The organism is Cupriavidus sp. UGS-1, from assembly GCF_021213615.1.
GTDB lineage: Bacteria > Pseudomonadota > Gammaproteobacteria > Burkholderiales > Burkholderiaceae > Cupriavidus.
In genome coordinates this window covers 88,261-115,040 of sequence record NZ_JAJQJF010000018.1, presented here as the reverse complement: position 1 = coordinate 115,040, position 26,780 = coordinate 88,261, and the positions used below count along the sequence as shown (strand labels likewise).

At 68.5% G+C, this 26,780-nt stretch carries 23 protein-coding genes and 1 tRNA gene; 10 read left to right on the top strand and 14 right to left on the bottom strand.

Annotated elements, in window-relative coordinates; genetic code table 11:
- The 3 genes from tilS to LRR16_RS20325 form a co-directional block, all read left to right on the top strand.
- Positions 1–405, top strand: a 405-nt coding sequence (gene tilS / locus LRR16_RS20335; protein ID WP_232206928.1) for a tRNA lysidine(34) synthetase TilS, incomplete at its 5' end; no start/stop codon positions are given.
- Positions 406–573: 168 nt separating this feature from the next.
- Positions 574–1,824 (top strand): aspartate kinase, encoded by a 1,251-nt coding sequence (locus tag LRR16_RS20330; protein ID WP_006577422.1) that lies wholly within the window; start codon positions 574–576, stop codon positions 1,822–1,824.
- Between the two features lie 135 nt (positions 1,825–1,959).
- Positions 1,960–2,053: transfer RNA gene (locus tag LRR16_RS20325), tRNA-Ser, on the top strand.
- A gap of 110 nt (positions 2,054–2,163) precedes the next feature.
- Here the strand turns inward: LRR16_RS20325 and LRR16_RS20320 are convergent.
- Entirely contained in the window at positions 2,164–3,330 is a 1,167-nt protein-coding gene (locus tag LRR16_RS20320; protein WP_232206927.1) for a mechanosensitive ion channel family protein, read from the bottom strand.
- Positions 3,331–3,680: 350 nt separating this feature from the next.
- On the opposite strand from LRR16_RS20320, the gene LRR16_RS20315 reads away from it, so the two are divergent.
- Both LRR16_RS20315 and LRR16_RS20310 read left to right on the top strand, forming a co-directional pair.
- Positions 3,681–4,874, top strand: a complete 1,194-nt coding sequence (locus LRR16_RS20315) for an acyl-CoA dehydrogenase family protein (RefSeq protein ID WP_232206926.1) — start codon at positions 3,681–3,683, stop codon at positions 4,872–4,874.
- A 10-nt stretch (positions 4,875–4,884) separates the two neighbouring features.
- Positions 4,885–5,709, top strand: coding sequence for an IclR family transcriptional regulator (locus LRR16_RS20310; protein WP_064573233.1), 825 nt, complete (start codon positions 4,885–4,887; stop codon positions 5,707–5,709).
- Here LRR16_RS20310 and LRR16_RS20305 read toward each other — a convergent pair.
- From LRR16_RS20305 to wrbA, 8 genes are all read right to left on the bottom strand, one after another.
- Positions 5,677–6,027: a hypothetical protein gene (locus tag LRR16_RS20305; protein ID WP_064573235.1), complete on the bottom strand. Its 351-nt coding sequence runs from the start codon at positions 6,025–6,027 to the stop codon at positions 5,677–5,679. The genes LRR16_RS20310 and LRR16_RS20305 overlap by 33 nt on opposite strands.
- A gap of 9 nt (positions 6,028–6,036) precedes the next feature.
- Positions 6,037–7,392, bottom strand: coding sequence for an acyclic terpene utilization AtuA family protein (locus tag LRR16_RS20300; RefSeq protein WP_232206933.1), 1,356 nt, complete (start codon positions 7,390–7,392; stop codon positions 6,037–6,039).
- A gap of 121 nt (positions 7,393–7,513) precedes the next feature.
- On the bottom strand, positions 7,514–8,509 hold the full coding sequence (locus LRR16_RS20295; protein ID WP_232206925.1) for a tripartite tricarboxylate transporter substrate binding protein: 996 nt from the start codon (positions 8,507–8,509) through the stop codon (positions 7,514–7,516).
- Between the two features lie 197 nt (positions 8,510–8,706).
- Positions 8,707–9,363, bottom strand: coding sequence for a hypothetical protein (locus tag LRR16_RS20290; RefSeq protein WP_023263608.1), 657 nt, complete (start codon positions 9,361–9,363; stop codon positions 8,707–8,709).
- Positions 9,360–10,769 (bottom strand): selenium-binding family protein, encoded by a 1,410-nt coding sequence (locus tag LRR16_RS20285; RefSeq protein WP_232206924.1) that lies wholly within the window; start codon positions 10,767–10,769, stop codon positions 9,360–9,362. Before LRR16_RS20285 ends, LRR16_RS20290 begins: the two co-directional genes overlap by 4 nt.
- A gap of 140 nt (positions 10,770–10,909) precedes the next feature.
- On the bottom strand, positions 10,910–12,343 hold the full coding sequence (locus LRR16_RS20280; protein ID WP_232206923.1) for an FAD-binding oxidoreductase: 1,434 nt from the start codon (positions 12,341–12,343) through the stop codon (positions 10,910–10,912).
- A gap of 67 nt (positions 12,344–12,410) precedes the next feature.
- Positions 12,411–12,842 carry a DUF2069 domain-containing protein gene (locus tag LRR16_RS20275; RefSeq protein ID WP_006578176.1) on the bottom strand — a complete coding sequence of 144 codons (432 nt, stop codon included), beginning with the start codon at positions 12,840–12,842 and terminating at the stop codon, positions 12,411–12,413.
- Complete coding sequence (gene wrbA / locus LRR16_RS20270) at positions 12,839–13,459, bottom strand: NAD(P)H:quinone oxidoreductase (RefSeq protein ID WP_006578177.1); 621 nt, start codon at positions 13,457–13,459, stop codon at positions 12,839–12,841. Before wrbA ends, LRR16_RS20275 begins: the two co-directional genes overlap by 4 nt.
- A 163-nt stretch (positions 13,460–13,622) precedes the next feature.
- Between wrbA and LRR16_RS20265 the strand changes: the two genes are divergently transcribed.
- Positions 13,623–14,993 (top strand): YihY family inner membrane protein, encoded by a 1,371-nt coding sequence (locus tag LRR16_RS20265; RefSeq protein WP_006578178.1) that lies wholly within the window; start codon positions 13,623–13,625, stop codon positions 14,991–14,993.
- 93 nt (positions 14,994–15,086) lie between these two features.
- Here LRR16_RS20265 and LRR16_RS20260 read toward each other — a convergent pair whose 3' ends face one another.
- Positions 15,087–15,914, bottom strand: coding sequence for an alpha/beta fold hydrolase (locus LRR16_RS20260; protein WP_232206922.1), 828 nt, complete (start codon positions 15,912–15,914; stop codon positions 15,087–15,089).
- Positions 15,914–17,263 carry an O-acetylhomoserine aminocarboxypropyltransferase gene (locus tag LRR16_RS20255; RefSeq protein ID WP_006578179.1) on the bottom strand — a complete coding sequence of 450 codons (1,350 nt, stop codon included), beginning with the start codon at positions 17,261–17,263 and terminating at the stop codon, positions 15,914–15,916. The genes LRR16_RS20260 and LRR16_RS20255 overlap by 1 nt, the downstream gene beginning before the upstream one ends.
- Before the next feature lie 302 nt (positions 17,264–17,565).
- On the opposite strand from LRR16_RS20255, the gene LRR16_RS20250 reads away from it, so the two are divergent.
- The 3 genes from LRR16_RS20250 to aroC all read left to right on the top strand — a co-directional run bounded on the left by LRR16_RS20250 (position 17,566) and on the right by aroC (position 21,279).
- Positions 17,566–18,012: a CBS domain-containing protein gene (locus LRR16_RS20250; RefSeq protein ID WP_006578180.1), complete on the top strand. Its 447-nt coding sequence runs from the start codon at positions 17,566–17,568 to the stop codon at positions 18,010–18,012.
- Between the two features lie 142 nt (positions 18,013–18,154).
- Positions 18,155–20,062 (top strand): MFS transporter, encoded by a 1,908-nt coding sequence (locus LRR16_RS20245; RefSeq protein ID WP_232206921.1) that lies wholly within the window; start codon positions 18,155–18,157, stop codon positions 20,060–20,062.
- A gap of 104 nt (positions 20,063–20,166) precedes the next feature.
- Positions 20,167–21,279 carry a chorismate synthase gene (gene aroC / locus LRR16_RS20240; RefSeq protein ID WP_149319247.1) on the top strand — a complete coding sequence of 371 codons (1,113 nt, stop codon included), beginning with the start codon at positions 20,167–20,169 and terminating at the stop codon, positions 21,277–21,279.
- A 258-nt stretch (positions 21,280–21,537) separates the two neighbouring features.
- Here aroC and LRR16_RS20235 read toward each other — a convergent pair whose 3' ends face one another.
- Positions 21,538–22,701, bottom strand: a complete 1,164-nt coding sequence (locus tag LRR16_RS20235) for an NAD(P)/FAD-dependent oxidoreductase (protein ID WP_232206920.1) — start codon at positions 22,699–22,701, stop codon at positions 21,538–21,540.
- Between the two features lie 49 nt (positions 22,702–22,750).
- Positions 22,751–23,470, bottom strand: coding sequence for a FadR/GntR family transcriptional regulator (locus LRR16_RS20230; RefSeq protein ID WP_064573254.1), 720 nt, complete (start codon positions 23,468–23,470; stop codon positions 22,751–22,753).
- A 326-nt stretch (positions 23,471–23,796) separates the two neighbouring features.
- On the opposite strand from LRR16_RS20230, the gene LRR16_RS20225 reads away from it, so the two are divergent.
- The gene (locus tag LRR16_RS20225; RefSeq protein WP_006578584.1) at positions 23,797–24,675 is read left to right on the top strand and encodes a flagellar brake protein; all 879 of its coding nucleotides are present in this window, start codon (positions 23,797–23,799) and stop codon (positions 24,673–24,675) included.
- Between the two features lie 167 nt (positions 24,676–24,842).
- On the opposite strand, the gene LRR16_RS20220 is transcribed toward LRR16_RS20225, so the two are convergent.
- Positions 24,843–26,531: an electron transfer flavoprotein-ubiquinone oxidoreductase gene (locus LRR16_RS20220; protein ID WP_023265004.1), complete on the bottom strand. Its 1,689-nt coding sequence runs from the start codon at positions 26,529–26,531 to the stop codon at positions 24,843–24,845.
- Between the last annotated feature and the right edge of the window lie 249 nt (positions 26,532–26,780).

Genomic DNA, 26,780 nt, shown 5'->3' with positions numbered 1-26,780 from the left:
CGCTCTTCCGATCTGTCGCCGGCGGCGCAGGCCGTCGCGCTGCAGTGGGCGGGGCAGGCCAGCCTCCCGGTGCCCGCCTGGCGCGGCGAGCTGCGCTTCACGCGCGACGACACCTTCGGCGTGCCGGAGGCGGTGCTGCGGCAGCCGCTGACCCTGGGGCCGCGCAGCGGCGGCGAGCGCATCGTGCTGCGGCCGGGCGGCCCGGCCCGGGCGCTGAAGCAGGCCTATCAGGAGGCCGCCGTGCCGGCCTGGCGCCGTCCCCATCTGCCGCTGCTGCGGGCCGGAGAGCAGATCGTGCTGGCCGCCGGGCTCGGCATGCATCGCCGCTGGCCCGACGCCGCGCCGGCTCCGCGCTGGCGGGTCGAATGGCAGGCGTGGGGCCCGGAGACCGGCTCGCCGCAGTGAGCGAGGCAGGACGCGCGCCTGTCGACCGCGCGCCGCATGCCGCCTACCGCACGGGACATCGCTCCCGTCAGGCTTGACAAGGCCAAACGGCCGCTATTCCGCCTTGCCGGGCGCCGGTGCTTGGTGTATTTTCAGTGGTTTTGCACAATCGCTGGCGTCGACAAGAAGATGGCTCTCATCGTTCACAAATACGGCGGCACTTCGATGGGTTCCACGGAACGCATCAAGAATGTCGCCAAGCGCGTGGCCAAGTGGCACCGCGCCGGTCACCGCGTAGTCGTGGTGCCTTCGGCCATGTCGGGCGAGACCAATCGCCTGCTGGGACTCGCCAAGGAGATTTCGCCGCAGCCGGATCCGCGCGAGCTCGACATGCTGGCCTCGACCGGCGAACAGGCCAGCGTCGCGCTGCTGGCCATCGCGCTGCACGGCGAAGGCATCGACGCGATCAGCTATACCGGCTGGCAAGTCCCGGTGAAAACCGATTCGTCGTACACCAAGGCACGCATCGAATCGATCGACGATGAGCGCATCCTGGGCGATCTCGACGCGGGCCGCGTGGTGATCGTCACCGGCTTCCAGGGCATCGACGCGCTGGGCAATATCACGACGCTGGGCCGCGGCGGCTCCGATACCTCGGCCGTCGCCATCGCCGCCGCGATCGAGGCCGACGAGTGCCTGATCTATACGGACGTGGATGGGGTCTACACCACCGACCCGCGCGTGGTCGAAGACGCGCGCCGGCTCGATCGCATCACCTTCGAGGAAATGCTGGAAATGGCCAGCCTCGGTTCCAAGGTGCTGCAGATCCGTTCGGTGGAATTCGCCGGCAAATACCGCGTCAAGACGCGCGTGCTGTCGTCGCTGACCGATCCCCTGATGCCGCTCGAGCAGGAAATGCATTCGGGCACGCTGATTACTTTTGAGGAAGACCCTGACATGGAAGCAGCCGTCATCTCCGGCATCGCCTTTGCCCGTGACGAAGCCAAGATCACCGTTCTCGGCGTGCCCGACAAGCCCGGCATCGCCTACCAGATCCTCGGTCCGATCGCCGACGCCAATATCGACGTCGACATGATCATCCAGAACCAGTCCGTCGAGGGCAAGACCGACTTCACCTTCACCGTGCCGCGCGCCGACTATCAGCGTGCGCTGGGCATCCTCAACGACGGTGTCAAGGCGCATATCGGCGCGGGCAGCGTGTCGGGCGATCCCAAGGTGTCGAAAGTGTCGGTGGTCGGCGTGGGCATGCGCTCGCATGTCGGCATCGCCAGCAAGATGTTCCGCACGCTGTCGGAAGAGGGCATCAATATCCAGATGATCTCGACCTCGGAAATCAAGATCTCCGTGCTGATCGACGAGAAGTACATGGAACTGGCCGTCCGCGCGCTGCACAAGGCGTTCGAACTGGAACAGGCCTGAATTCCGGCGCGTTCGCGCGCCGGCTCTGGCTGGGGCAGGCAAGTGCGGTGTCATCGATTCGTCGTTGACCAATTGCCGCACCCTCGCTAGAATACGCGCTTCGTTGTGCGGCCTCCCTCGCACAACGCAAGTTTGGGAGACGTGGCCGAGAGGTCGAAGGCACTCCCCTGCTAAGGGAGCATCCGGGCCAAAACCTGGATCGAGGGTTCGAATCCCTCCGTCTCCGCCAGTACATCGGTACATGGCGGCGGAACCCCGGAAGATCGCGGTCTTCCGGGGTTTTGTTTTCTGTGGCCCTTCATTTTGTGGCCCTTCATTTCGTGTGCAACGTGCCGCAGGCTACCGCGCCTGGGACAACGAAGGTCGGTCACGATGGCTCTGTTTTGGGGGCCATGCGCGTTCGGGCTCGCCCGCGTCGCGAGAGGCGGACCCGCTGGCCGCATCGGCATCGGCATCGGTCCCGACCAGCTGCACCGTTCGCACCGGCACTCCAAACTCCACGCCCAGCTTGCCCAGTTCCGTCACCATCGCCAGATTGATCGACTGCTGGATATCCATGTACAGGTTGTAGTCCGGATCGGTGACGAAGTAGACCACCTCGAACTCCAGCGCGCTTTCGCCGAAGCCCTTGAAATGCGCGCGGTCGAAGCGGGTTCTGCCTGCCGCGACGACGGCCGCCTTGACGATCTCCGGGATGCGCCGCAGCGTTTCCGGCGGCGTCTGGTATGTCACGCGGAAATTGAACTGGATGCGGCGTTCGGCCATGCGCTTGTAGTTGTGGATCGTCGTCTTCAGCAGTTCGGTATTGCTGCAGACGATCTGCTCGCCGCTCAATGCGCGCAGCCGCGTGGTCTTCAGGCCGATGCGCTCGACGCTGCCGGCGATGTCGCCGAACACGATGAAATCGCCGTTCTCGAACGGTTTGTCCAGTCCAATGGCCAGCGACGCGAACAGGTCGCTGAGGATGTTCTGCACGGCCAGCGCCACCGCCACGCCACCGACGCCGAGGCTCGCGACGAAGGCCGTGATATTGACGCCCATATTGGCCAGCACCGCGAGCAGCAGCACCGACCACAGCATCACGCGCATGCCCCATGCCATCACCGTGGTGAACACGGGATTGTGGGCCGAGGGTCCGCTACCGGTCAGGCGATCGTACGTCCATAGCGTGACGGCATGATTGATCCAGATCGCGATCTGCAGCCCGATCAGCAGGAACCACAGATGGCCGATGCGGCTGGCCCACTTCGGCGGCAGATCGAGGAAGTCGACGGCGATCAGCAATGCGGCCAGCAGCAGCACGAAGCGCGACGTATGCCGCAGCATGTCGGCCATGCGGTCGATGATCACCGGCCGCGTCCGGGCCGCGAGCCGGTCCAGGCGTGCGCCGGCGAAGCCGAGCAGCGTGACCAGTACTAGGTAGCTGACGACGGCCGCGATGCCGGCATGCAGCCAATTCAGGGCCGGGATACCCAGAAAGACGTTCAGATCGAGCCATTCCTTCATGCCTTACCTCCTGTGCCGAGACGAACGCATGGGGTAGGGGCTTGCAGGATTGATGCCACTGCGCGGCCCGGCAGCGGGGCCCGAGCCACACGGGGCGTGGAATGGGTCTATTTCAACGGATCCCGGCGCGACCCTCCGTGACGGCAGGACTGATGCATTGGGATGGCCGCGGGTAATCGACCTTCCAAAATTCAAACGAGGGCATCGCTGACATGGTGCTGATGGTGGGCAGGCCGCGGGATGGAATCCCCTACAATCGGTTCACCGCATCCAACAATCAGCGGCGGGCACGTGCGATGCAGAGCGATCCATGATCCGCGAGCGCGACCGACCACAAGGAGACACCCAGCATGTTCACCCCGTGCCCCACCGAACGCAGCCGCGTCATTGCCGATCGCGTCGAGCGTTTTGTCCGCGATGTCGTCGTCCCCTATGAAGCCGATCCGCGCTGCACGGCGCACGGGCCGACGAGCGAGCTGATCGACGAGATGCGCGCGCAAGCTCGCGCCGCGGGCGTGATGACGCCGCATATCCTGCCCGACGGATCGCACCTGACGCAGCTGGAAACCGCGGCCGTGCTCAAGCGCTCGGGCCTGTCGCCGCTGGGACCGGTGGCGGTCAATACGATGGCGCCGGACGAGGGCAATATGTTCCTGCTCGGCAAGGTCGGCACGCCGGCGCAGAAGCAGCGCTTTCTCGAGCCGCTGGTGCGCGGCGAGGCGCGTTCCGCCTTCTTCATGACCGAGCCGGCCGAGGAGGGCGGGGCCGGTTCGGATCCTTCGATGCTGCAGACCACGGCGACGCAAGCCGGCGGCGACTGGATCATCCGCGGCCGCAAGAAATTCATCACCGGCGCCGAAGGGGCCCAGGTGGGCATCGTGATGGCGCGAACCGGCGACGGCGAACACGCGCGGGCGACGATGTTCCTGGTGGATCTGCCGCATCCGGCCATTCGCATCGAGCGCGTGATCGACACCATCGACAGCTCGATGCCGGGCGGCCATGCGCAGATCCTGCTCGACGACCTGCGCGTGCCGGCCGACCAGGTGCTCGGCGAGGTCAACGAGGGCTTCCGTTATGCGCAGGTGCGTCTGTCGCCGGCGCGGCTGTCGCACTGCATGCGCTGGTTTGGCGGCGCGGTCCGGGCCGACGAGATCGCGCGCGCGTATGCCACCACGCGCAAGGCCTTCGGCAAGCTGCTGATCGATCATGAAGGCGTGGGCTTCATGCTGGCCGAGAATCGGATCGATCTGCAGCAGGCCGCGCTGATGATCGACTGGTGCGCCGGCGTGCTCGACGGCGGCGCGGCGGGCACGGCGGAGAGCTCGATGGCCAAGGTCGCGGTGTCGGAGGCGCTGTACCGCGTGGCCGACCGCTGCGTGCAGATCATGGGAGGCCTGGGCGTGTCGCGCGACACCATCGTCGAGCAGATCCTGCGGGAGGTGCGGGCCTTCCGTATCTACGACGGTCCCACCGAGGTCCACAAGTGGTCGCTCGCGAAGAAGATCAAGCGCGATACGCTGGCCGGCACGCCCGCGCGCTGAACGTCGCGAGATGCCGTCGCGTCCCTCACCGGTCCAGCGCGCCCTTGCCGTGCTGCGCGCGCTGTCCGACCCGGAAGTGCGCCGCATGAGCGATGTCGCGCGGGCGACCGGGCTCGACCCCGCCACCGCGTCGCGCATGCTGGACCTGCTGGTGCAGGAGGGCTTTGCCACGCGGGACGAGATGCGCCGCTACGGCATCGGCCCGGAGATCTTCCAGCTGGCCGACGTCGCGCAGCGCCGGGCCGAGCTGCGCAAGCTGGCGCGGCCTGCCCTGCAGCGGCTGGTCGAGGCATTCGGCGATACCGCCGTGCTGACCGAGGCCAGCCGTGGCGAGGCGGTGTGTTCGGACGTGGAGCCAGGTACCGTCGCTCAAAGCGCGAACTACGTGTCGGTCGGCACGCGCCGGCCGCTTGGCGTCGGCGCGGGAAGTCTGGCGGTGCTGGCCTGGCTGCCGGCGCCCGAACGGGCGCATCGCCTGCAGCAGACCTCGCGCAAGCTTGCCAACTATCCGCGCCTGGACGCGGCCGCCATCGCAGAAGAAATCGAGGCGGCCCGTGCGCGCGGGCACGTGATGTTTCTGGACTGGGTGGTGGAGGGCATGGGCGGCATCGCGGTACCGATCCTGGACGACCAGGGGCGCCCGATCGGCGCGCTCAGCGTGGCGGCGCAGACGGTACGGTTGCGCGCGCGCGAAGCGGTGCTTGCGCGGCGGCTGAAAGCCGAAGCCAGCCGTATTGCCAGCGCATGGACCGGAACGGCGCTGGCCGCGCAGGGCGAACGAGGCCGCGTGACGGCGGTGCGCCTATCGCGCCGGCCCGCGCAACAGCGGCGCTAGCTCGTCCGGAATCTCGACGTCGAAGCGCAGCACCGCGCTGGCCAGCGCCTTGCCATAGTTGTCGATCGCCAAGCTGCGCGACACGCCGCCGCCGAGCGCGCCCTCGGCGACGAAGTTGAGCACCTGCAGTCCGTCGACCTCGTAGCGGGTCACCTCGCCCGTGATCAGCGTGCCGTAGCACGACCTGAACGCCGCCGCGGTCAGTTGCGCCTTGATATGCGGATAGAACTCGGGCGCGTAGGCGATCACGGCCGTGTTCGAGGTGTTGCCCTTGTCGCCGGAGCGGCTATGGGCCAGACGCCGCAGGGGTACACGCATGACGCTTCCTTACAGATAGTGAATCTCGGAGCGGATCAGCGCGCGCGGCACCAGTGCAGACCAGACGCCGATGATCTCGCGGGTGCGGTCCTGATGCGGCACGCGCTTGCCGGTCGATGCCAGCCCACAGACCGCCATGCTGTCGATCTCGCGGCCGACCTTGGCGGCTTCCTCGCGCGTGCGCGTGCGCGCCGCCACGCGTACCGCGATCTCGTTCGGCTCGCACGCCGGTTCGGGCGACGCGGCTCCATGCACGGCGTTGACGCCGAGAAAATCGATGCGCAGCTCGTCGGCCTGCAGCTTCGCGATGGCAAAGCGTTCCTCGAGGATGCGCCTGGCCAGCTTCGCCTTTTCCAGGCAGCCCGGTCCCGCATAGAAGAACATGTCTTCACCGATATGGCCCTCGGTGCAGCCCAGCGATACCTTCAGCGTGTCGGTGGCCGGCAGTCCGCCGACACCGCTGACGCGCACGCGGTCGGGCCCAACCTGTTCCAGCACCGCGCTCGAGAAGTCGACGATCGCGTCGGGCGTGAGATAGCGGCGCGGATCGTGGACCTCGTAGAACATCTGCTCCTTGACGGTCTGCAGGTCGATGCGCCCGCCGCTGCCTTCAACCTTCGCGATCACCGCGCTGCCGTCGGCCTCGACCTCCGCGATCGGGAAGGCGAGATTCCACGGCTCGGGCACGTCCTTGTAGCCCGGATCGCCGAAGTAGCCGCCGGTCACCTGCGCGCCGCATTCGAGCAGGTGGCCGATGGCGCTGCCGCGTGCGAGACGGGTCGCGTCGTCGGTCGACCAGCCGAAATGCGCGATCATCGGCGCCAGGAACAGCGAGGGATCGGCCACGCGGCCGGTGATCACGATCTGCGCGCCGGCGCGCAAGGCTTCGACGATCGGCGCCGCGCCCTCGTAAGGCTCCGCGCTGATCAGCGTGCCGCGCAGTGAGGACACCGGCGCGCCGCTCTCCAGCAGCGTCAGGTCGAGATCGCAGATGCTGCCGGTCAGGTCGGTGGTCGTGATCGCCGCGATCTTGACTCCCGGCGGCCCGAGCTCGTCGCACAGCTCGGCGACGCGCCGGGCAGCTCCCAGCGGATGGATCCATCCCTGATTGCTGACGATGCGCGTGCCGTTGGCGATGCAGTGCGGCAGCACCGCGCGCATGCGCTCGTCGAGATAGGTGTCGTAGCCCGCGAACGCCGGGTCGCGCCGCTTGCGGACCTGCGCGGCCGAGACCGTGGCCTCGGCCATCGTTTCGAAGCAGAGATAGTCGAGCTTGCCGAGGCGCGCCGAGCGTTCTGCGGGTTCGACGCGATCGCCCCACCAGCCCGATCCCGAGCCGATGCGAAGGGTGCTGCTGCGAGTCATGGTGTCCGTCATGCCTGGGTCCTTCTTTGCTGCGGTACGTGTCGTGCGTGCCATACGAGCCGTACGTGCACGACGTGCGGTACGTGCAGTACGCGCGGTACGTGCGATACGTGCAGCACGCTCATTGGGCCTTGATCCCCGCGCTGCGAATCACGCGCGCCCACTTGTCGGTATCCGCCTTGATCTGCGCCGCGAACGCCACAGAGCCTTCGCCGCCGGGCTCGGCGCCCAGTTCCTGGATGCGCTTGCGCACGTCCGGCATCGCCAGCACCTTGTCGACGGCCTGCTGCAACCGGCGCACGCGCTCGGGCGGCGTGCCGGCCGGCGCCAGCAGGCCGAACCACGAATTGACCTCGTAGTCCGGCAACCCCGACTCGCGCACCGTCGGCACCGACGGCAGCACCGAGGCGCGCTTGACGCCGGTGACGGCCAGCGCCTTGATCTTGCCGCCCTGGATCTGCGCCAGCGCGGACGGCAGGTTGTCGAACATCAGGTTGACCTGACCGGCCAGCAGGTCCGTCATCGCGGGCGCCGCGCCCTTGTACGGCACGTGCTGCATCTTGACGCCGGCCATCATGCTCAGCAGCTCGCCCGACAGATGCGGCGAGCCGCCGGTGCTGGTCGACGCGTAGTTGATCTTGCCGGGCTCGCGCCTGGCGAGCGCGATCAGCTCGCCGATGGAGTTGGCCGGCAGCGTGCTGTTGACCAGCAGCACGTTGGGCGAATTGGCGACCAGCGTCACCGGCGCGAAGTCCTTCGCGCTGTCATACGGCATGCGTGGATAGATGAACTGGTTGGTGACCTGCGTGCCGAGCGTACCCATCAGCAGCGTGTAGCCGTCGGCGGCGCTGCGTGCGGCCGCCTCCGCGCCGATGTTGCCGCCCGCGCCGGGGCGATTCTCGACCACCATCGGCTGGCCGAGTGCCTCGCCGGTTTTCTGCGCGACCAGCCGCGCCAGGATGTCGGTCGTGCCACCAGGCGTGAATGGCACGATCAGACGGATGGGTTTGCCGGGAAAGGCCTCGGCCGCGACAGCAGACGTCGCGGGAATCGCCGCGGCGCACAGCATCGCCATCGCGGCGAGCAGGGCGCGCCGCGCAGGGGAATGGCGCTTCATCGGTTTGTCTCCTCGGCGCCAAGGCGCACGCTGGTTTCGTCAATGGAAACTCTGTGCGGCACAGGGTAGGGCGGCGCCGAAAGCAGCGTCAAACGAAGCGATCAGATTTTCATTGGATGAAAATTCTGGTCTGGGAGCTGGGTTCCGTCGCGCTCCACCTTGCATCGGCGCCAGGCGCGTTCGGCATGCAGGTACGTTCAGCGCGCCGTCGCCGCCATCAGCGACATCCCACCCACCAGCACGAGACTCAACGCCCAGGCGGCGTCGGTATTGATCCAGCTGCGCGAGACCAGCGCCAGGCCGACGTGGCGATACGCGACCCATGCCATCGCGCCGCCGCCCGCGATCATCGCCGCGGTGTGGACCAGCGCGACGAGCACGGCCATGCCGGCGTTGCCGAAGGCGAGCGAGGCCGCGGCCTGATGGCCCGCGTCGGCCCCGGTGCCGCAGAGGCCGAGATAGAGCGGCACCAGCATCAGCCCCGCCCCATGGGCCAGCGCGATCGCGAAGGACCACAGCGCCAGCCGCGACGGCGGGATGCGGGCGAGCGCGCGTGCATGGCGGCGCCGCGCCAGCAGCGCGATGCCATAGCCGATCACGAGGGCGGCGGCGACGAAGCGGATCTCGCGCTGCCAGGCGGCCAGCGACGCGAGCAGGCCGAACGGGAGCGTCAGGGCCATCACCGCGCCGGCATGGCCGAGGCCCAGATAGCCGAGCGCGGCGAACACCGCGTCGTCACGCCGTGCCATCAGGCCGTTCGACACGGCGAGCGGCCACCCCATCGCGGGGCTCAGGCCGTGATACAGGCCGCTGACCATCACGCCGGTCCACAGGCCGGCCTGTTCCCACGTCATCGCGGTCCGACGGACGGATAGCAGAACGAATCGGTCGAGCAGTCGCCGCCTTCGAGGCGGATCTGATGGGCGCGGTAGCCCGCGGGGAAGTCGACCCAGAAGTCGTCGGCCAGCGTCAGGCCGCCATCCGGATCGGCATGGGCCATGACCTGGGCCGCCGGCACGCCGTCGGGATAGAACTGGTTGTCCCAGCTGGAGTAGAGCGAGTTGGACCAGTAGACGCGGCGGCCGTCGCGGCTGATCTCGACCATCTGCGGTCCCGCGGCGAACGGCTTGCCGTTCGGATGCGGCGTGCGGCGCGCGATGCCACCCAGATGGACGGAACCCGTCAGCCGTGGCTTGCGCGGATCGGTGACGTCGTACTGGCGCATCTCGCCGGTGCCCCAGCACGACACGTAGAGAAAGCGGTCGTCGAGCGACAGGTCGATATCGGTCACCAGCGGCGGCACGGCGCCGAACCCGTGCAACATCGGCGGCAGCACGTCCGTGGCGGCCGGTTCGGCCGGAATCGTCGCGGTCTTCTCGGCGTGGAATTGCCCGTCCTCGCGCCACCACGTCCAGATCGATCCTTCGAGATTGGTGGTGTCGACCACCACGCCGACGAAGCCGTATTCGCGCACCGGGTCGTGGGCGGGGCGCACTTCGAGCGCCATCTGATGCTGCGCGCCGAGGTCGATCGTCTGCACATTGCGCCGCGCGCGCAGGTCCCAGAAGTGCAGGCGATGGCCATAGCGGTTGGACAGCAGGTCCTCGGGCACCAGGCCGTTCTCGAACTGCGGCGGCAGGGCCCATTCGCTCGACACCATGTAGTCGCGCGGCAGGTTCCACCAGAAGTCGTAGTGCTTGTCCTGCGGGCCGCGGTCGATCTCCCAGCGGCCCAGCACGTCGAACGTCTCGCAGTCCATGATGAAGATGCCGGGCGCGCCGTCGGTGCCATCCTTGCCGGCGCCGCCGAGCGTGCTGACATAGATTCCCTCGGGGCCGCAATGCACGGTGTGCGGCCGCGAATACCCGGTCTTGCGGAAGATCTCGTCGGGCTCGATCACGCGGTGGATCGCCGCCTGGGTCGGATGCGGTTTGGTGTCGACGATATAGATCCGCGACGAGCGCATGCCGGGGATGATCAGGAAGCGCCGTTCGAGAAACGCGTGCCCCGTCAGCGGGGACAGCGCCGACGAGCAGGCATTCCAGCCGAAGTGGTGCAGCTCGTCCCCGCGGTGGGTCATCGGCAGCGTATGCACGACCTGGCTGTAGGTCGGCGAGCCAGGTTTGACGTCGATGACGGCCAGCGCATCGGGCTGCGAGGCATCGGGGCTCAGCATCACCGTGTAGGCGTACTCCTCCGCCGGCGCTTGCATCGCCAGCGCGGGCGACGCGTGGAATGTGGGATCTGGCCGCAGGCTCATGGAAGTCCCCTTCTTGCAGCGATGTGCCGCGCGAACCTATCTACACTAGGTCGCGACGAAAGGGGCGTCAACGAAACCGGGGCCTGCCGCTACGACGGATTTCGCATGAGCTTATGCGCGCTTGCCGCTGCCGCCGCGCCTTACACCACCTTGCCCGGATTCATCAGCCCGAGCGGGTCCAGCGCCTGCTTGATCGCCCGCATCATCGCGAGTTCGACCTCGCTCTTGTAGCGCCGATTCTCCTCGCGCTTGAGCTGGCCCAAGCCATGCTCGGCGGAGATGGAGCCATCGTACGCGTGGACGCTGTCGTGCACGATGCGGTTGATCGCATCCTGATGCGCGAGGAAGGCGTCGTGGTCCTGTCCCGCCGGCGGCGACACGTTGTAGTGCAGGTTGCCGTCGCCCAGATGGCCGAAGGTCACCATGCGCACGCCGGGGAAGGCGGCCTGCAGCTGCGCGTCGGTGCTGGCAATGAAGTCGCCGACGCGCGAGATCGGTACCGCGATGTCGTGCTTGATGTTCTTGCCTTCCTCGACCTGCGCGAGCGGGATGTGCTCGCGCAGATTCCAGAAGTCGCGCGACTGCTGCACCGATTCGGCAACCACCGCATCGGCGACGATGCCGGCCTCGAAGGCCGCTTCCATCAGCGTTTCGAAGGTCGCGCGCGCGTGCTCGGCGCTTTCGCTGTCGGACAGCTCGAGCAGTACCACCTGCGGATGCGGCCGGTCGAACGGGTAGCGCAGTTGCGGATAGTGGCGCGTCACCAGTTCGAGGCACATCGCCGACATCAGTTCGAAGCCGGTCAGCATCGCGCCGGCGTGGCTCTGCGCCAGCGCCAGCAGCGCCAGCGCGGCACGCGGGTCGGCCACGGCGGCGAGCGCGGTCACGCGCGCACGGGGCGCCGGGTACAGCTTCATCACCGCCGCGGTGATCACGCCCAGCGTGCCTTCCGCACCGATGAACAGGTCGCGCAGGTCGTAGCCGGTGTTGTCCTTGCGCAGGCCGCGCAGACCGTTCCAGACTTCGCCGCTGGCGGTCACGACCTCGAGCCCGAGGCACAGCTCGCGCGTATTGCCATAGCGCAGCACGCCGGTGCCGCCGGCATTGGTGGCCAGGTTGCCGCCGATCGTGCAGCTGCCCTCGGCAGCCAGGCTCAACGGAAACAGCCGCTCGTGCTCGGCCGCCGCCTGCTGGACCTGCTGCAGGATCGCGCCGGCCTCGACCGTGATCGTGTTGTTCAGCGGATCGACCTGGCGGATGCGGTTCAGGCGCTTCAGCGACAGCACCACCGAAGGCTGTGCGCCGTCAGGCGTCGCGCCGCCGCACAGGCCGGTATTGCCGCCCTGCGGCACGATCGCGATCTGGTGCGCGTGGCAGGCGCGCACCGCGGCGGCCACTTCGTCGGTGGTGCCCGGCAGCAGCACGGCCAGCGCATCGCCGGTATAGCGGCGGCGCCAGTCAGTCAGATAGGCCGCCTTGTCCTCGGCTTCGGTCAGCACATGCGTCGGCCCCAGCGCGGCGCGGCACAAAGACAGGAAGGAGTGGAGGCGGGCGTCGGTCGGGGCTTGCGTCATGGCGTTGGCGGTCGGGTCGGGTCGGAGGAAGCGTCGATGGGAGCGCCGATAAAGACGGCGCGGCGGTTCAGTGCCGTGCCTGCGTGGAAGCCGCTGCGTCGGCCTGGGTTTTGGCCTGCGCACGCGCACGGCGCTTGTACGGGCGCAGATAGAAGATGGTCGCGAAGAAGAACAGCACGGTCAGCGCGACCTCGCACCACGCCAGCCACGACGACGGCGCGCGATCGCTGGTGGCGCGCACGACCCCTTCGGTGAAATACAGCAGGATCAGCATCGACGACCACTGCATCGTGTAGCGGTTGCGCGTCAGCATGCCGCGCAGCGGCAGCAGCAGCGGCACGAACTTGACGATCAGCCAGGAGCCGCCCGGCCGCAGCGGGGCGAGGAACCATTCCCAGGCGATCGACAGCGCGATCAGCGCGAGCAGGCTGGCGATGCTCAGCCGGTACAGCAGCGGACTATGCAGCGCGGCGTCGTCGCGCGGGTCGGCCGGGTTCATCGCGACGCTCCGTTGGCGGAGGCGTGGTCGGCAAGCCGCAGCGCGGTCTGTGCCAGCCGCTTGCCCATCGCGATGGCCAGCGCCGATTCGTCTTCGCTGACCGGCCGGCTGTTGTCGCCGAGCGCGTGATGGCTCGGTCCGTAAGGCGTGCCGCCGCCCACGGTCGTCATCAGCCCGCGTTCGCTGTAGGGCAGTCCCATCACCAGCATGCCGTGATGCAGCAGCGGCAGCATCATCGACAGCAGCGTGGTTTCCTGGCCGCCATGCAGGCTGCCGGTCGAGGTGAACACGCAGGCCGGCTTGCCCGTCAGCGTGCCCGACAGCCATTCGGCGATGGTGCCGTCGAGGAAGTACTTCATCGGCGCGGCCATGTTGCCGAAGCGGGTCGGGCTGCCAAGCGCCAGGCCGATGCACTCGTGCAGGTCGCGCAGTTCGACATAGGGCGGGCCGTCGGCGGGGATGTCCGGCGCGGTGGCCTCGCACACCGTCGAGACCGGCGGCACCGTGCGCAGCCGCGCGTGGGCGCCGGGCACGCTGTCGATGCCGGTGGCGATCAGTTCGGCGAGCTTGCGGGTGCTGCCGTGACGGCTGTAGTAGAGGACCAGGATGTCGGACATGAGGGCGGAAGGGCAGGCAGGAACGGGACGGGCATTGCATTGCGCGCAACATGCGCTGCGGCGCGCGCGGCGATCCGCGCTTGGGCGCATGGGCATCCCATGCAGGGCAACCGGCGTATTATAGTGGCGGGCTCGGCGCCCGCCGCCCTGGAGTTTGTCCCGCATGTCCCATCCGAGTCTCCTGTCCCGCAGCACCAACCGTCTCGCGCGCCTGCGCCGCGAATGGAACTGGCAGAAGCTGCGTGCGTTGCTGCGCTATGCCGCGCGGCGCGCAGGCGAGGACCGCCTGCCGCAGGTCGCGGCCAGCCTGACCTTCACGACGGTGCTGTCGGTGGTGCCGGTGCTGACGGTCGCGTTTGCGCTGCTCGCCGCGTTTCCGATGTTCGCGAACTTTCGCAACGCGATCGAAGGCTTCCTGTTCCAGAACCTGATTCCCGGCAATCTGACCGATTCGATCACCGGCTATCTGGGGCAATTCGCGCGCAATGCCAAGGGCCTGACCGCGGTCGGCCTGGTCGGCCTGATGGTCACCGCGGTGCTGACGATGCTGACGGTCGAGGACGCGCTCAATGCGATCTGGCGCGTCAAGCAGAAGCGGCGCTTCGCGCAGCGCGTGCTGGTGTTCTGGGCGGTGCTGACGTGCGGCCCGGTGCTGATCGGCGGCAGCCTGTCGATCAGCTCGTACCTGATCTCGATCTCCGCCGGCTATGTCGGCACGATGCCGTTCGGCGTCGGCTTTGCGGTCAGCCTCGCTCCGGTGCTGCTGTCGGCGATCGCCTTCGCCCTGCTCTATACGGCCGTGCCCAACGCCTATGTCGAATGGCGCGATGCCATTCTCGCGGGGCTGGTGGCGGCGCTGGCATTCGAGCTGTCCAAGCGCGGCTTCGGCTATTTCGTCACGCGCTTCCCGACCTATACCGCGGTCTACGGTGCCTTCGCCGCGCTGCCGATCTTCCTGCTGTGGATCTACCTGAGCTGGCTGGTGACGCTGCTCGGCGCCACCATCGCGGCCAACCTGCCGGTGGTGCGGCAGGGCTACTGGCGCCGCCGCACCTTTGCCGGTAGCGAGTTCTACGATGCGCTGGGCGTGCTGTACGTGCTCTACCGCGCGCGCGAGCAGGCGCCGCGCAGCGTCGGCGAACTGGACCTGGGCCGCAAGCTGCGGGTCGAGGCCGATTATCTGGCGGTGCTGCTGGGCAAGCTCAATGCGATGCATCTGGTCGGCAAGCTGCAGCACCATCGCGGCCAGGCGCACTGGGCGCTGCTGTGCGACCCGGCGCGCGTGCCGCTGCGGCTGCTGCACGACCGGCTGGTGCTGAACCTGCCGCGGCTGCCGCGCACCGCGGTGGCGCAGCTGCTCCACGGCGCCGACGCGTTGCGCGGCGTGCTGGAGAACCCGATGCTGGACAAGACGCTGCAGGAGATCTTCGACACCGGCGCGATGTCGCCACCGCAGACGCCGCAGACGCCGGCGGGTGAGGGGCAGCGCCGCACGCTCGAGGTGGTCCCGCCCGGCTGGCACGGGCAGGTCTGAGGGGGGATATCGCGTCGTTCCCGCGGACGCGGAAACCCAGCGTCTTTTCAAGCCACTGGGTCCCCGCTTTCGCGGGGACGACGGTATGGGCGATTAACCGCCGCTCGCCACCACGCGCCGCGCAAAGCCCGCCAGCGCGTCCAGCACCTCGTCCGGCTTCTCTCCCATGATCGCGTGGCCGCAGGGCACTTCGACCACGCTGGCGCGCGGCATCGTCGACGCCAGCGCGCGGGCCGAGCGCGCCGGCGTCATCATGTCCTTGCTGCCGATCACGACCAGCGCCGGACACTGCAGGCCCGCCGCGGCGCGCTCGCCGTTGGCGTAGGCGTTGCAGGCGGCAAAGTCGGTATGGAACACCTGCGCCTGCGGATTGCGGCGGCCGACCCGTTCCATCAGCCGCTGGCCGACGCCATGCATCCAGAAGCCAGGACCGGGCGCCGACGGCTTGTTGGCCAGGCTCGAATGCGACCACGCATTGACCATCGCGATGGCCTCGTGCTCGCGGTTCTGCGCGGCGTCGAGCAGCGCGTCCGACACCTTCATCGGATAGGCGGTCGCCAGCATGCCGATCGCGCGCACCGCGCCGGCATGGCGCGCCGCGCATTCGAGCGCGATCAGCGAGCCCATGCTGTGGCCGAACACCAGCGCGGGCGCCTCGACGCCGGCCGCTCGCAGCAGCGCGGCGATCCAGTCGGCCATCTGCTCGACCGTGGCCAGCGGCGGCCCCTCGCTGCGGTTGTGGCCGGGCAGGTCCACGGCCAGCACCGAATAGCCGTGATGCGCGAACCAGCGTGTCTGCAGGCCCCAGACGCTGTGGTCGTTCTGGGCGCCGTGCACGAACACGGCGCAGGGCAGGGCAGGATCGAAGGGTTTGCCGCCGGTATAGGCGTAGGCCCGCTGGCCATCGACGTTCAGGTACATCAGGCGTTCCCTCCGTTGGTCTTGTTGCCGGCAGTGCCGCTGCCACCGCCGCTGCCTTTCTCCATCGACTTCTGCGCCGCCTTCAGCCCGCGCTTCAGGTCATCGATCAGGTCGTCCGGATCTTCGAGGCCGATCGACAGCCGGATCGTGCCCTCGGCGATGCCGGCCGAGCGCAGCGCCGCGGCATCCATGCGGAAGTGCGTGGTCGAGGCGGGATGGATCACCAGCGAGCGCGCGTCGCCAACATTGGCCAGATGCGAGAACAGCGTCAGGCTTTCGATGAAGCGCTGGCCGGCGGCGCGGTCGCCCTTCAGGTTGAAGCTGAACACCGCGCCGCAGCCGCGCGGCAGCAGCCGTTTGGCGATGGCATGGTCCGGGTGCGATTCGAGCTCGGGGTAGGCCACCGACTCGACCATCGGGTGCGAGACCAGGAACTGCACCACGCGGCGCGCGTTGTCGATATGGCGCGCCATCCGCAGCGGCAGCGTCTCGATCCCCTGCAGCAGCTGCCACGCCGCCATCGGGTTCATGCAGGCGCCAAAGTCGCGCAGGCCCTCGCGGCGCGCGCGCAGCAGGAAGGGCGCGACGGTGCTCTCCTCGGTGAAGACCATGTTGTGGAAGCCCGCATACGGCTCCGACAGCTCGGGAAAGCGCCCGGATGCCTCGAAATCGAAGTTGCCGCCTTCGGCCAGCACGCCGCCGATGGTGGTGCCATGGCCGCCGAGGAACTTGGTCGCCGAGTGGTAGAGGAGCGCCGCGCCGTGCGCGAACGGCTGCAGCAGATAGGGCGTGGTGAAGGTCGAGTCGACCAGCAGCGGAATGCCATGTTCGTCGCCCAGCTGGGCCAGCGTCGGGACGTCCAGCACGTCCAGGCCCGGATTGCCGAGCGTCTCGCCGAACAGCAGCCGGGTCTCGGGCCGGATCGCGGCGCGCCAGGCGTCGATGTCGCGCGCCTGCACGAAGGTGGTCTCGATGCCGAAGCGGCGCAACGTGTAATGCAGCAGATTGTGCGAACCGCCGTACAGCGCGGACGAGGCGACGATATGCGAGCCGGCGCCCATCAGCGTGGCGATCGCCAGATGCAGCGCGGCCTGGCCCGACGCCGTGGCGATCGCGCCGACGCCGTTCTCGAGCGCGGCGACGCGCTCCTCGAACACGGCCACGGTCGGATTCGAGATGCGCGAATAGACGTGGCCAGCCCGTTCCATATTGAACAGCGAGGCCGCGTGTTCGCTGTCGCGGAACACGAACGAGGTGGTCAGGTGGATCGGCGTGGCGCGCGCCCCGGTGGCGGGGTCGGGCGCGGCGCCGGCGTGCAGCGCGAGGGTATCGAAACGGGTATCGGACATGGTCTCTTTCGTGTCTCCTTGTATCGTGGTTCCAGCGAAGCCGTCTGACAGCGGCCGGTACCGGCACGCTCGCGCGGGGCGAACGTCCGGCGGCATGCGGATGTGCCGGCCTGCATCGTAGCATTGGCCGCCGGCGGCGGACCGCGCGGGCGCCGAAGGGCTCCGGCTTTACTTGGGCGCCCGCTTTCGGCTAGCATCGGCCCATCTATCGCGGATGGCGCGCAAAGCCTGCGCAGTCACGCGGTTCGGGCGGTTCAGGCAGGCGATGCCCGCCGCACCGGCATCATCGAGGGGAGACCATTATGAAAGTCAGCGACATCCTGCAGATCAAGGGCAATACGCTCTATACCGTCAAGCCGGATACGTCACTGCTGGAGGCGGTCACCACGATGGCCGAGCGCGACATCGGCTCGCTCGTCGTGATGGAGTACGGCGAGCTGGTCGGCATGCTGACCTTCCGCGAGATCATCCAGACGCTGGCCTCGAACAACGGCAATGTCGGCAACGCGACGATCCGCCGCGTGATGGACGACGCGCCGCTGACCTGCACGCCCGAGACCGACGTCAACGAGGTCCGCCGGATGATGCTCGAGCGCCATGCCCGCTATATGCCGGTGCTCGACAGCCGCACGCTGATGGGCGTGATTTCGTTCTACGACGTGGCCAAGGCCGTGGTCGAGGAGCAGAGCTTCGAGAACCGGATGCTGAAGGCCTATATCCGCGACTGGCCGGAAGAGAAGGCCAGCTGAAGCGGTCCCGCCGGCGAGGGGCGGGCCATCGCGGTGCCGCCCGCCCGGCTCCCACCTGTTCGAATCCCGACTCCGCGTCCGCGATCGCGCCTGGACGTTCTGCGCCACCGTTGGCGCCACCCTCCGCGCCATTCCCCGATCCATGAGCCAATCGAGCCAGTCCCGCCTGCTGCGCGAGCGCCGCTTTGCGCCGTTCTTCTGGACCCAGTTCCTGGGCGCGATGAACGACAACGTGTTCAAGGTCGCGTTCACCTCGCTGGTGACCTACCAGACCGCGCGCTTCGAGGGCGTGGACGGGGCCAGCGCGGCCTTCCTGATCTCGGCGATCTTCATCGCGCCGTTCGTGCTGTTCTCCGCCACCAGCGGGCAGATCGCCGACAAGATCGAGAAGTCGCAGCTGATTCGGTTGGTCAAATCGCTCGAGATCGCGATCATGCTGGTCGGGCTGGCGGGCTTCGCCTGGTATAGCGCGCCGCTGCTGTACCTGACGACCTTCCTGATGGGCCTGCATTCGACGCTGTTTGGCCCGGTCAAGTACGCCTACCTGCCGCAGCACCTGGAAGAGCGCGAGCTGGTTGGCGGCAACGGGCTGGTCGAGATGGGAACCTTCGTCGCGATCCTGCTCGGCACCGTGCTGGGCGGCGAGCTGGCGGCGGTGGGCGCAGCGGCGGCACGGCCGGGCATTCCCGCCACGCTCTATATCGGCGCGGCCTGCGTGGCGCTGGCGATCGTCGGCCGCGCGGCGGCGTCCCGCGTGCCCTTGTCGCCGGCGCCGCAGCCGGACCTGAAGCTGAACTGGAACCCGGTGACCGAGACCTGGCGCAACCTGATGCTGGCCCGCGAGAGCCGTACCGTGTTCCTGAGCCTGCTGGGCATCTCGTGGCTGTGGTTCCTGGGCGCGACCTTCCTGACCTCGTTCTTCGCCTTCGCCAAGACCGTCCTCGGCGGCGACCAGAGCGTGGTGACGCTGCTGCTGGCGGTGTTCTCGGTCGGCATCGGCGTCGGCTCGCTGCTGTGCGAGCGGCTGTCGGGCCGGCATGTCGAGGTGGGCCTGGTGCCGTTCGGCTCGATCGGCATGACGGTGTTCGCGATCGATCTGTACTTCGCCAGCCGCGGCCAGGCGCCGGCGGCGCTGAGCGGCATCGCGGCCTTCATCGCCGAGCCCGGGCACTGGCGCGTGCTGGCCGATCTGTTCCTGCTGGCGATGTTCGGCGGCTTCTACAGCGTGCCGCTGTACGCGCTGATCCAGAGCCGCAGCGCGCCCACGCATCGCGCGCGGATCATCGCCGCCAACAACATCCTGAACAGCCTGTTCATGATCGCCTCGGCGCTGCTGGCGATGGCGATGACCGGCGCGGGCTACAGCATCCCCGAGCTGTTCCTGGCCGTCGGGCTGCTCAATGCCGCGGTGGCGATCTACATCTATTCGCTGGTGCCGGAATTCCTGCTGCGCTTCGTCGCCTGGATCCTGGTGCATACGGTGTACCGGCTCAAGCGGATCCACACCGACCGGATTCCGGCCGAGGGGCCGGCGGTGCTGGTCTGCAATCACGTCAGCTTCGCCGATGCGGTGGTGCTGATGGCGGCGAGCCCGCGGCCGGTGCGCTTCGTGATGGATCACCGGATCTTCCGCGTGCCGCTGCTGTCGTGGTTCTTCCGGCAGGCGCGCGCGATCCCGATCGCCCCGGCGCATGAAGATCCGCAGACGCTGAAGCACGCCTACGACGAGGTCGCGCGGGCGCTCGCCGCCGGCGAACTGGTCTGCATCTTTCCGGAGGGCAAGATCACCGCCAGCGGCGACATCAATCCGTTCAAGCAGGGCGTGCAGCAGATCGTGCGCCGCACGCCGGTGCCGGTGGTGCCGATGGCGCTGCGCGGCCTGTGGGGCAGCTTTTTCTCGCGCAAGGGCGGGGCGGCGATGACGCGGCCGTTCCGGCGCGGCATCCTGAGCCGGCTCGAACTGGTGGTGGGCGAGCCGATCGCGCCGGAGCAGGCCACCCCCGAAGGCCTGCAGCAGGTGGTGCAGGGGCTGCGCGGCGAATGGCGGTAGGCGAGGGCCCGCGGCGTCCGAGCCGGCGCCGCAGTGCGGTGCCGTCCAGTGTCACATCAGGCCGTACAATGTAGGCCTTTCCCAATTCCTGCGTGGTTTTCATCATGTCCGGCAATACCCTCGGCCTGCTCTTCACAGTCACCACCTTCGGCGAGTCGCACGGACCCGCGATCGGCGCGGTGGTCGACGGTTGCCCGCCGGGCATGAGCCTGTGCGAGGCCGATATCCAGGGCGACCTGGACCGCCGCAAGCCGGGCACGTCGCGCCACGTGACGCAGCGCAAGGAGCCGGACCAGGTCGAGATCCTGTCGGGCGTGTTCGAGGGCAAGACCACCGGCACGCCGATCTGCCTGCTGATCCGCAATACCGACCAGCGCAGCAAGGACTACGGCAATATCGTCGAGACCTTCCGCCCGGGCCACGCAGATTACACCTACTGGCAGAAATACGGCATCCGCGACCACCGCGGCGGCGGCCGCTCGTCGGCCCGGCTGACCGCGCCGGTGGTGGCCGCCGCGGCGGTCGCGCGCAAATGGCTGCGCGAGCAGTACGGCACCGAGATCCGGGGCTATATGTCGCAGCTGGGGGAGATCCAGGTGCCGTTTACCGACTGGGCGGAAGTGCCGCGCAACCCGTTCTTCGCCGCCGACGCCAATATCGTTCCCGAGCTGGAGACCTATATGGACGCGCTGCGCCGCGACGGCGATTCGGTCGGCGCGCGCATCGAGGTGGTCGCCAGCGGCGTGCCCGTGGGTCTGGGCGAGCCGCTGTTCGACAAGCTCGATGCCGATATCGCGCACGCGATGATGGGCATCAATGCGGTCAAGGGCGTCGAGATCGGCGCCGGCTTCGCCAGCGTGGCGCAGCGCGGCAGCGTCCATGGCGACGAACTGACCGCGGCGGGCTTTCGCACCAACAATGCCGGCGGCGTGCTGGGCGGCATCTCGACCGGCCAGGACATCACCGTGTCGCTGGCGATCAAGCCGACCTCGAGCATCCGCACGCCGCGCGAGTCGATCGACAAGGCGGGGCAGGCCGCCACGGTCGAGACCTTCGGCCGCCACGACCCGTGCGTGGGCATCCGGGCGACGCCGATCGCCGAGGCGATGCTGGCGCTGGTGCTGATGGACCACGCGCTGCGCCATCGCGCGCAATGCGGCGACGTGCGGGTGGAGACGCCGCGGATTCCGGCGCAGGCGCCGAAGGGACAGGGCTAAGCGGCGGGTTTCCCCTCTCTCCCGCTGGCGGGAGACGGTCCCAAGGCGCAGGGCGGAGCGGCAGGTTTTCGCCCCCTCTCCCGCTTGCGGGAGAGGGGCGGGGGAGAGGGCAAGGGGCGTCACCAGTGGCTGACCACGCTGGTCTTGCAACTGCCCGTGCCCTCTCCCCCAACCCCTCTCCCGCCAAAGCGGAAGAGGGGAGCTTTATTCCGGGCGCGTCGCCTCTATCCGCCGATCGCCGCCACCCTCTCTCCAGTCCTATCCCGCGATCGCGGCCACCGCCTCCCCAATCGCCAGCGACGCCGTCAGCCCCGGCGATTCGATGCCGAACAGATTGACCAGCCCGGGCACGCCGTGCACGGCCGGACCGTCGATGCGGAAGTCCGCGGCCGGCTCGCCCGGGCCGCTGATCTTCGGGCGGATGCCGGCATAGCCCGGCTGCAACGCCCCGTCCGCCAGCGCCGGCCAGTAGCGCCGCACCTCGTCATAGAAGCTGTCGGCATCGTGCGGATCGACGGCATATTCGATCTCGTCGATCCATCGCACATTCGGGCCGAAACGGGCCTGGCCGCCCAGGTCCAGCGTCAGATGCACGCCCAGCCCGGCCGCCTCGGGCACCGGGTAGATCAGCCGCGAGAATGGCGCCCGGCCGGCCAGCGTGAAATAGCACCCCTTGGCGTAGAACTGCGGCGGGACATGCGCCGCCGGCATGCCTTCGATCCGGCGGGCCAATTCCGGGGCCGTCAGCCCTGCCGCATTGACGACGGTGCGGGCCAGCAGCGTGGTCGCGGTGTCGCCGCCGACTTCCAGCACGATGCCGTCGGTGGTGACGGCGCCGGCCTGCACCGGCGAACACACCGCAAGCATCGCGCCGGCCCGCTCGGCATCGCCCAGCAACGCCAGCATCACGCCGTGGCTGTCGACGATCCCGGTCGACGGCGACAGCAGCGCCGCCTCGCACTGCAGATTCGGCTCGAGTTCCAGCGCCTGTCCGCGCGACAGCAGGCGCAGATCGTCGACGCCGTTGGCGGCGGCCTTTGCCCGGATGCCTTCGAGTGTGGCCACCTGGGCCGCGCTGGTCGCGACGATCAGCTTGCCGCAACGCTGGTGCGCGATCTGGTGGCTGGCGCAATAGTCGTACAGCATCGCCTTGCCGCGCACGCACAGCCTCGCCTTCAGCGAGCCGGCCGGGTAGTAGATGCCTGCGTGGATCACCTCGCTGTTGCGCGCGCTGGTGATCGTGCCGAAGGTGTTCTCCGCCTCCAGGATCACCACCTCGCGCCCCTGCTGCGCAAGCGCCCGCGCGACCGCCAGGCCCACCACGCCGGCGCCGATTACCACGCAATCCACTGATTCCATCGTTGCTTCCCTTGCTTTGCTTGCTTCTTCGTTGCTTCTTCGTTGCGTCTTCGAGGGAGCCAATGCGGGACAGCGACTGCGATCGCGCTACCGGCTTCCTCGTCTTTTGCGGTCAATCCAGTTCGAGCCCCATGCGCGCCGCGGCCGCTTCAAGATGCCGGCGCGCCGCCTGCCGTGCCGCTCCGGCATCGCCGGCGGCGATCGCCTCGGCCAACGCCGTGTGTTCCTGCTCGGCCGCGCCCGGCCCACCGCGATAGCGGGCGGCGTTTTCCCAGGCCAGCCGGCGCGCGGCGAGAAGCTGCTGGCCGACGAAATCGGTCAGCCCCGCCATGCACGGGTTATGCGCGGCCTGCGCGATCGCCTGGTGGAACGCCACGTCGGCCGCCGCCGCGCTGGCGGGGTCGTCGCGCTGCGCCCGCATCGCGGCGAGGGCGGTGGCGATCGCGGCGAGATCGGCGTCGGTACGGCGGCGTGCTGCCAGCTCGGCGCAGGCGGTCTCGGCCATCACGCGCAGTTCGAACAGGTGCGTGAGCGTCGGTCCGTCGGCCGGGCCGCCGTCCGCACCGGCGGCATCGCCGCGCAGCCGCCAGACCTGTCCGCCCGGCGTGTCGGAGACGTAGGCGCCCGAGCCCTTGCGCGTAACCAGCACGCCGTCGGCCTTCAGTTGCGCGATGGCCTCGCGCACGATCGGCCGGCTGACGCCAAACGCCGCCGCCAGGGCGGACTCGGCCGGCAGGCGCGCGCCGGCAACGAAGCGGCCCGCGCCGATATCGGCGCGGATCGCTTCGGCGATCCGTGAAGCCAGGGAGGAGGGGCGGGTGAGGGGTTCCAAGCAGGGTTCCGTTGGCGGGTCGTCGGTAAATGGGCCAAAGGTGGCCGCGTCGGGCCGGGTCGTCGTGGCAATCTGTAAGGCTGTCAGACAGCTTTGGCGAGATTCTGGCGTTACTCGACGCCTGCGTCAAGGCGGAAACGGTGGGCCCCCGCCAGCGCCACACCGCCATCCGCCCGGCGGCCCGTTCCGCTATCCCCCTAAGGTAGGGTGTCGCTAAACCTTTGGGGCCTGGCGCCGATAGCTGTGGAATCGGGAGGCGCGGCCGCGGCCCGGCGGCCGCCCCCGCACTGTCGCCCACGGCCGTGGGCATTGAAATTGGGACGCCGATGATTCCTCTGACACCGAACGACCTGCCGGTCGGCCAGCCCTTGCCGTGGTCGCTGCTCGACGGGCAGGGCAACCTGTTGCTCGGCAGCGGCAAGGTGCTCGCCGACGGCCGCGACGTCGCGCTGGTGTTTCGCCATGGCTCGGTGTGCCGGCCCGATCCGCTACCGCCCGACGATGCCGCGCCGGTCGGTGCGGTGCGTGTCGATCCGGTGCCCGCGCAGGCCTCGGGCCCGCTCGGTCTGCAGGTCGGCACGCTGCTGCAGATCAAGGCGCCCGACGACGGCGGCCGCGCGGCGGCGAGCCGGCTGATCGGCTTTATCGAACAGGGGCTGTTCGTCAGCTGGCCGCAGTTCGGCGGCAACGACGCCACCTTCCAGGCGGGCGAAGAGGTGCTGCTGCGCGGCTTCACCGGCCAGTCGATCCACAGCTTCCGCTGCACCGTGACCGCGGTGTGCCGCAGTCCGTTCCGTTACCTGGTGCTGTCCGTGCCGACCGAGGTGCAGCAGGTGCCGGTGCGCAGCAGTCCGCGCGTGCAGACCCGGCTGGCGGCGCAGCTGATGGATCAGGACGGCGACGCGGCCGGCGCGCCGCGACTGGCGGTGCTGTCGGACCTGAGCGCCGGCGGCGCGCTGGTGCAGACGGCCGGCCCGACGCCCGCTCCCGGCACGCGGCTGCAGCTGCGTTTCGTGCTGCGCACCGCTGGCACCGACAGCGAGATCACGGTCGACGCCTGGGCGCGCAATCCGGCGCGCGACGACGGCGACGCCGAGTTTCCGGCGTTCGGCGTGGCGTTCGATCTGCTGGGGGAAAGGGAGGCCGCGTTATTGCACTGCTATATCTACGAGCAGCTGCTGGCCGCGGCCAGCATGACGGTGTAGGCGGGGAGGGATTTGCTCCCCTCTCCCGCGTGCGGGAGAGGGGCTGGGGGAGAGGGCAGCAGCGTTCGATGAACGGGGGGCGTTCGCGATGGCGCACGCCGCTTGCCCTCTCCCGGACCCCTCTCCCACGTGTGGGAGAGGGGAGAACAGCAAGGCGGTGAGCCGCCTTACATCCCCACGTAGTTCGGACCGCCGCCGCCTTCCGGCGTCACCCAGACGATGTTCTGGGTCGGGTCCTTGATATCGCAGGTCTTGCAGTGGACGCAGTTCTGCGCGTTGATCTGCAGGCGCTGCCCGCCGCGTTCCTCGTCGGCGACGAACTCGTAGACGCCCGCCGGGCAATAGCGGCTTTCCGGGCCGGCGAACTTGTCCAGGTTGATCTGCACCGGCACGCTGGCGTCCTTCAGCGTCAGGTGGGCGGGCTGGTTTTCCTCATGGTTGGTGTTGCTGATGAACACCGAGCTGAGGCGATCGAACGTCAGCTTGCCGTCCGGCTTCGGATAGACGATCTGCTGGCATTCGGCGGCCGGCTTCAGGTAGACGTGATCCGGCTTCTCGCGGTGCAGCGTCCACGGCGGATTGCGGATGCCGAGCTTGGGCAGCAGCCACTGCTCGATGCCGGTCATCAGCGTCGCCGTGGTGCGGCCCTTCTTGAACCACTGCTTGAAGTTCTTGGCCTGCAGCAGTTCCTTGTACAGCCAGCTGTTCTCGAATGCGGCCGGATAGGCGGTCAGCTCGTCGTGCTGGCGGCCTGCCTGCAGCGCCTCGAAGGCGGCCTCGGCGGCCAGCATGCCGGTCTTGATCGCGGCGTGGCTACCCTTGATGCGCGAGGCATTCAGATAGCCGGCGTCGCAGCCGACCAGCGCACCGCCCGGGAAGATGGTCTTGGGCAGCGACAGCAGGCCGCCCGCGGTGATCGCGCGCGCGCCGTAGCCGATCCGCTTGCCGCCCTCGAAGTACTGTCGGATCTGCGGATGGGTCTTGAAGCGCTGGAATTCCTCGAACGGCGACAGCCACGGGTTGGTGTAGTCGAGTCCGACGACAAAGCCGACCGCGACCTTGTTGTCCTCCATGTGATAGAGGAAGGAGCCCCCATAGGTGGCCGGGTCCAGTGGCCAGCCCGCGGTGTGAACCACCAGGCCGGGCTTGTGCTTGCTCGGGTCGATCTCCCACAGCTCCTTCAGGCCGATGCCGTAGCTCTGCGGGTCCTTGCCGGCATCGAGGCGGAACCGTTCGATCAGCTGCTTGCCCAGGTGGCCGCGCGAGCCTTCGGCGAAGATCGTGTACTTCGCGTGCAGCTCCATGCCGAGCTGGAAGTTGTCGGTCGGCTCGCCGTCCTTGCCGATGCCGAGGTTGCCGGTGGCCACGCCCTTGACCGAGCCGTCCTCGTTGTACAGCACCTCGGCGGCCGGGAAGCCCGGGAAGATCTCCACGCCCAACGCCTCGGCCTGCTGGCCGAGCCAGCGCACGAAGTTCGACAGGCTGACGATGTAGTTGCCTTCGTTATGGAAGCACTCGGGCAGCAGCGCCGGCGGCGTGCCGCGCGAGCCGGTCTCGTTCAGGAACAGGAACTGGTCCTCGGTGACCGGCTGGTTCAGCGGCGCGCCCAGTTCCTTCCAGTTCGGCAGCAGTTCGTTCAGCGCGCGCGGGTCCATGATCGCGCCCGACAGGATGTGGGCGCCGGGCTCCGAGCCCTTTTCCAGCACGCAGACATTGACTTCGCTGCCATTGTCCTGCGCCAGCTGTTTCAGGCGGATGGCGGTCGCCAGGCCGGCGGGACCGCCGCCGACGATGACGACATCGTATTCCATGGATTCGCGGGGGCCGAACTGCTCCACGAGCTGCTGCTGGTCCATTGTCTCTAACCCTCTTTTGTTGCTGCGTACTTGTGTTGGGGGAAGCGGTGATCCGGGGTGGCCTGTGCTGCCGGAACCGGGCGACGGCAAGGTCGGCAAGGATGGCATGGGGCCGGCAAGGCGGGGTCGGCGTGCTGCGCGTTGGCGCGTGGTCCGGCTGCTTGGGGTCGGCTCTTCTGCTGGATCGCGACGGATCGGCGAACGGTTTTTTGCCCGCGTGCTTCTGCCTCGCTGTTTCCTTTTTGTGCC

Excerpts from the sequence above, each read along its gene's own strand:
- LRR16_RS20330 (WP_006577422.1), top strand. The coding sequence starts at position 574 with ATGGCTCTCATCGTTCACAAATACGGCGGCACTTCGATGGGTTCCACG.
- LRR16_RS20320 (WP_232206927.1), bottom strand. The coding sequence starts at position 3,330 with ATGAAGGAATGGCTCGATCTGAACGTCTTTCTGGGTATCCCGGCCCTG.
- LRR16_RS20315 (WP_232206926.1), top strand. The coding sequence starts at position 3,681 with ATGTTCACCCCGTGCCCCACCGAACGCAGCCGCGTCATTGCCGATCGC.
- LRR16_RS20310 (WP_064573233.1), top strand. The coding sequence starts at position 4,885 with ATGCCGTCGCGTCCCTCACCGGTCCAGCGCGCCCTTGCCGTGCTGCGC.
- LRR16_RS20305 (WP_064573235.1), bottom strand. The coding sequence starts at position 6,027 with ATGCGTGTACCCCTGCGGCGTCTGGCCCATAGCCGCTCCGGCGACAAG.
- LRR16_RS20300 (WP_232206933.1), bottom strand. The coding sequence starts at position 7,392 with ATGACTCGCAGCAGCACCCTTCGCATCGGCTCGGGATCGGGCTGGTGG.
- LRR16_RS20295 (WP_232206925.1), bottom strand. The coding sequence starts at position 8,509 with ATGAAGCGCCATTCCCCTGCGCGGCGCGCCCTGCTCGCCGCGATGGCG.
- LRR16_RS20290 (WP_023263608.1), bottom strand. The coding sequence starts at position 9,363 with ATGACGTGGGAACAGGCCGGCCTGTGGACCGGCGTGATGGTCAGCGGC.
- LRR16_RS20285 (WP_232206924.1), bottom strand. The coding sequence starts at position 10,769 with ATGAGCCTGCGGCCAGATCCCACATTCCACGCGTCGCCCGCGCTGGCG.
- LRR16_RS20280 (WP_232206923.1), bottom strand. The coding sequence starts at position 12,343 with ATGACGCAAGCCCCGACCGACGCCCGCCTCCACTCCTTCCTGTCTTTG.
- LRR16_RS20275 (WP_006578176.1), bottom strand. The coding sequence starts at position 12,842 with ATGAACCCGGCCGACCCGCGCGACGACGCCGCGCTGCATAGTCCGCTG.
- wrbA (WP_006578177.1), bottom strand. The coding sequence starts at position 13,459 with ATGTCCGACATCCTGGTCCTCTACTACAGCCGTCACGGCAGCACCCGC.
- LRR16_RS20265 (WP_006578178.1), top strand. The coding sequence starts at position 13,623 with ATGTCCCATCCGAGTCTCCTGTCCCGCAGCACCAACCGTCTCGCGCGC.
- LRR16_RS20260 (WP_232206922.1), bottom strand. The coding sequence starts at position 15,914 with ATGTACCTGAACGTCGATGGCCAGCGGGCCTACGCCTATACCGGCGGC.
- LRR16_RS20255 (WP_006578179.1), bottom strand. The coding sequence starts at position 17,263 with ATGTCCGATACCCGTTTCGATACCCTCGCGCTGCACGCCGGCGCCGCG.
- LRR16_RS20250 (WP_006578180.1), top strand. The coding sequence starts at position 17,566 with ATGAAAGTCAGCGACATCCTGCAGATCAAGGGCAATACGCTCTATACC.
- LRR16_RS20245 (WP_232206921.1), top strand. The coding sequence starts at position 18,155 with ATGAGCCAATCGAGCCAGTCCCGCCTGCTGCGCGAGCGCCGCTTTGCG.
- aroC (WP_149319247.1), top strand. The coding sequence starts at position 20,167 with ATGTCCGGCAATACCCTCGGCCTGCTCTTCACAGTCACCACCTTCGGC.
- LRR16_RS20225 (WP_006578584.1), top strand. The coding sequence starts at position 23,797 with ATGATTCCTCTGACACCGAACGACCTGCCGGTCGGCCAGCCCTTGCCG.
- LRR16_RS20220 (WP_023265004.1), bottom strand. The coding sequence starts at position 26,531 with ATGGACCAGCAGCAGCTCGTGGAGCAGTTCGGCCCCCGCGAATCCATG.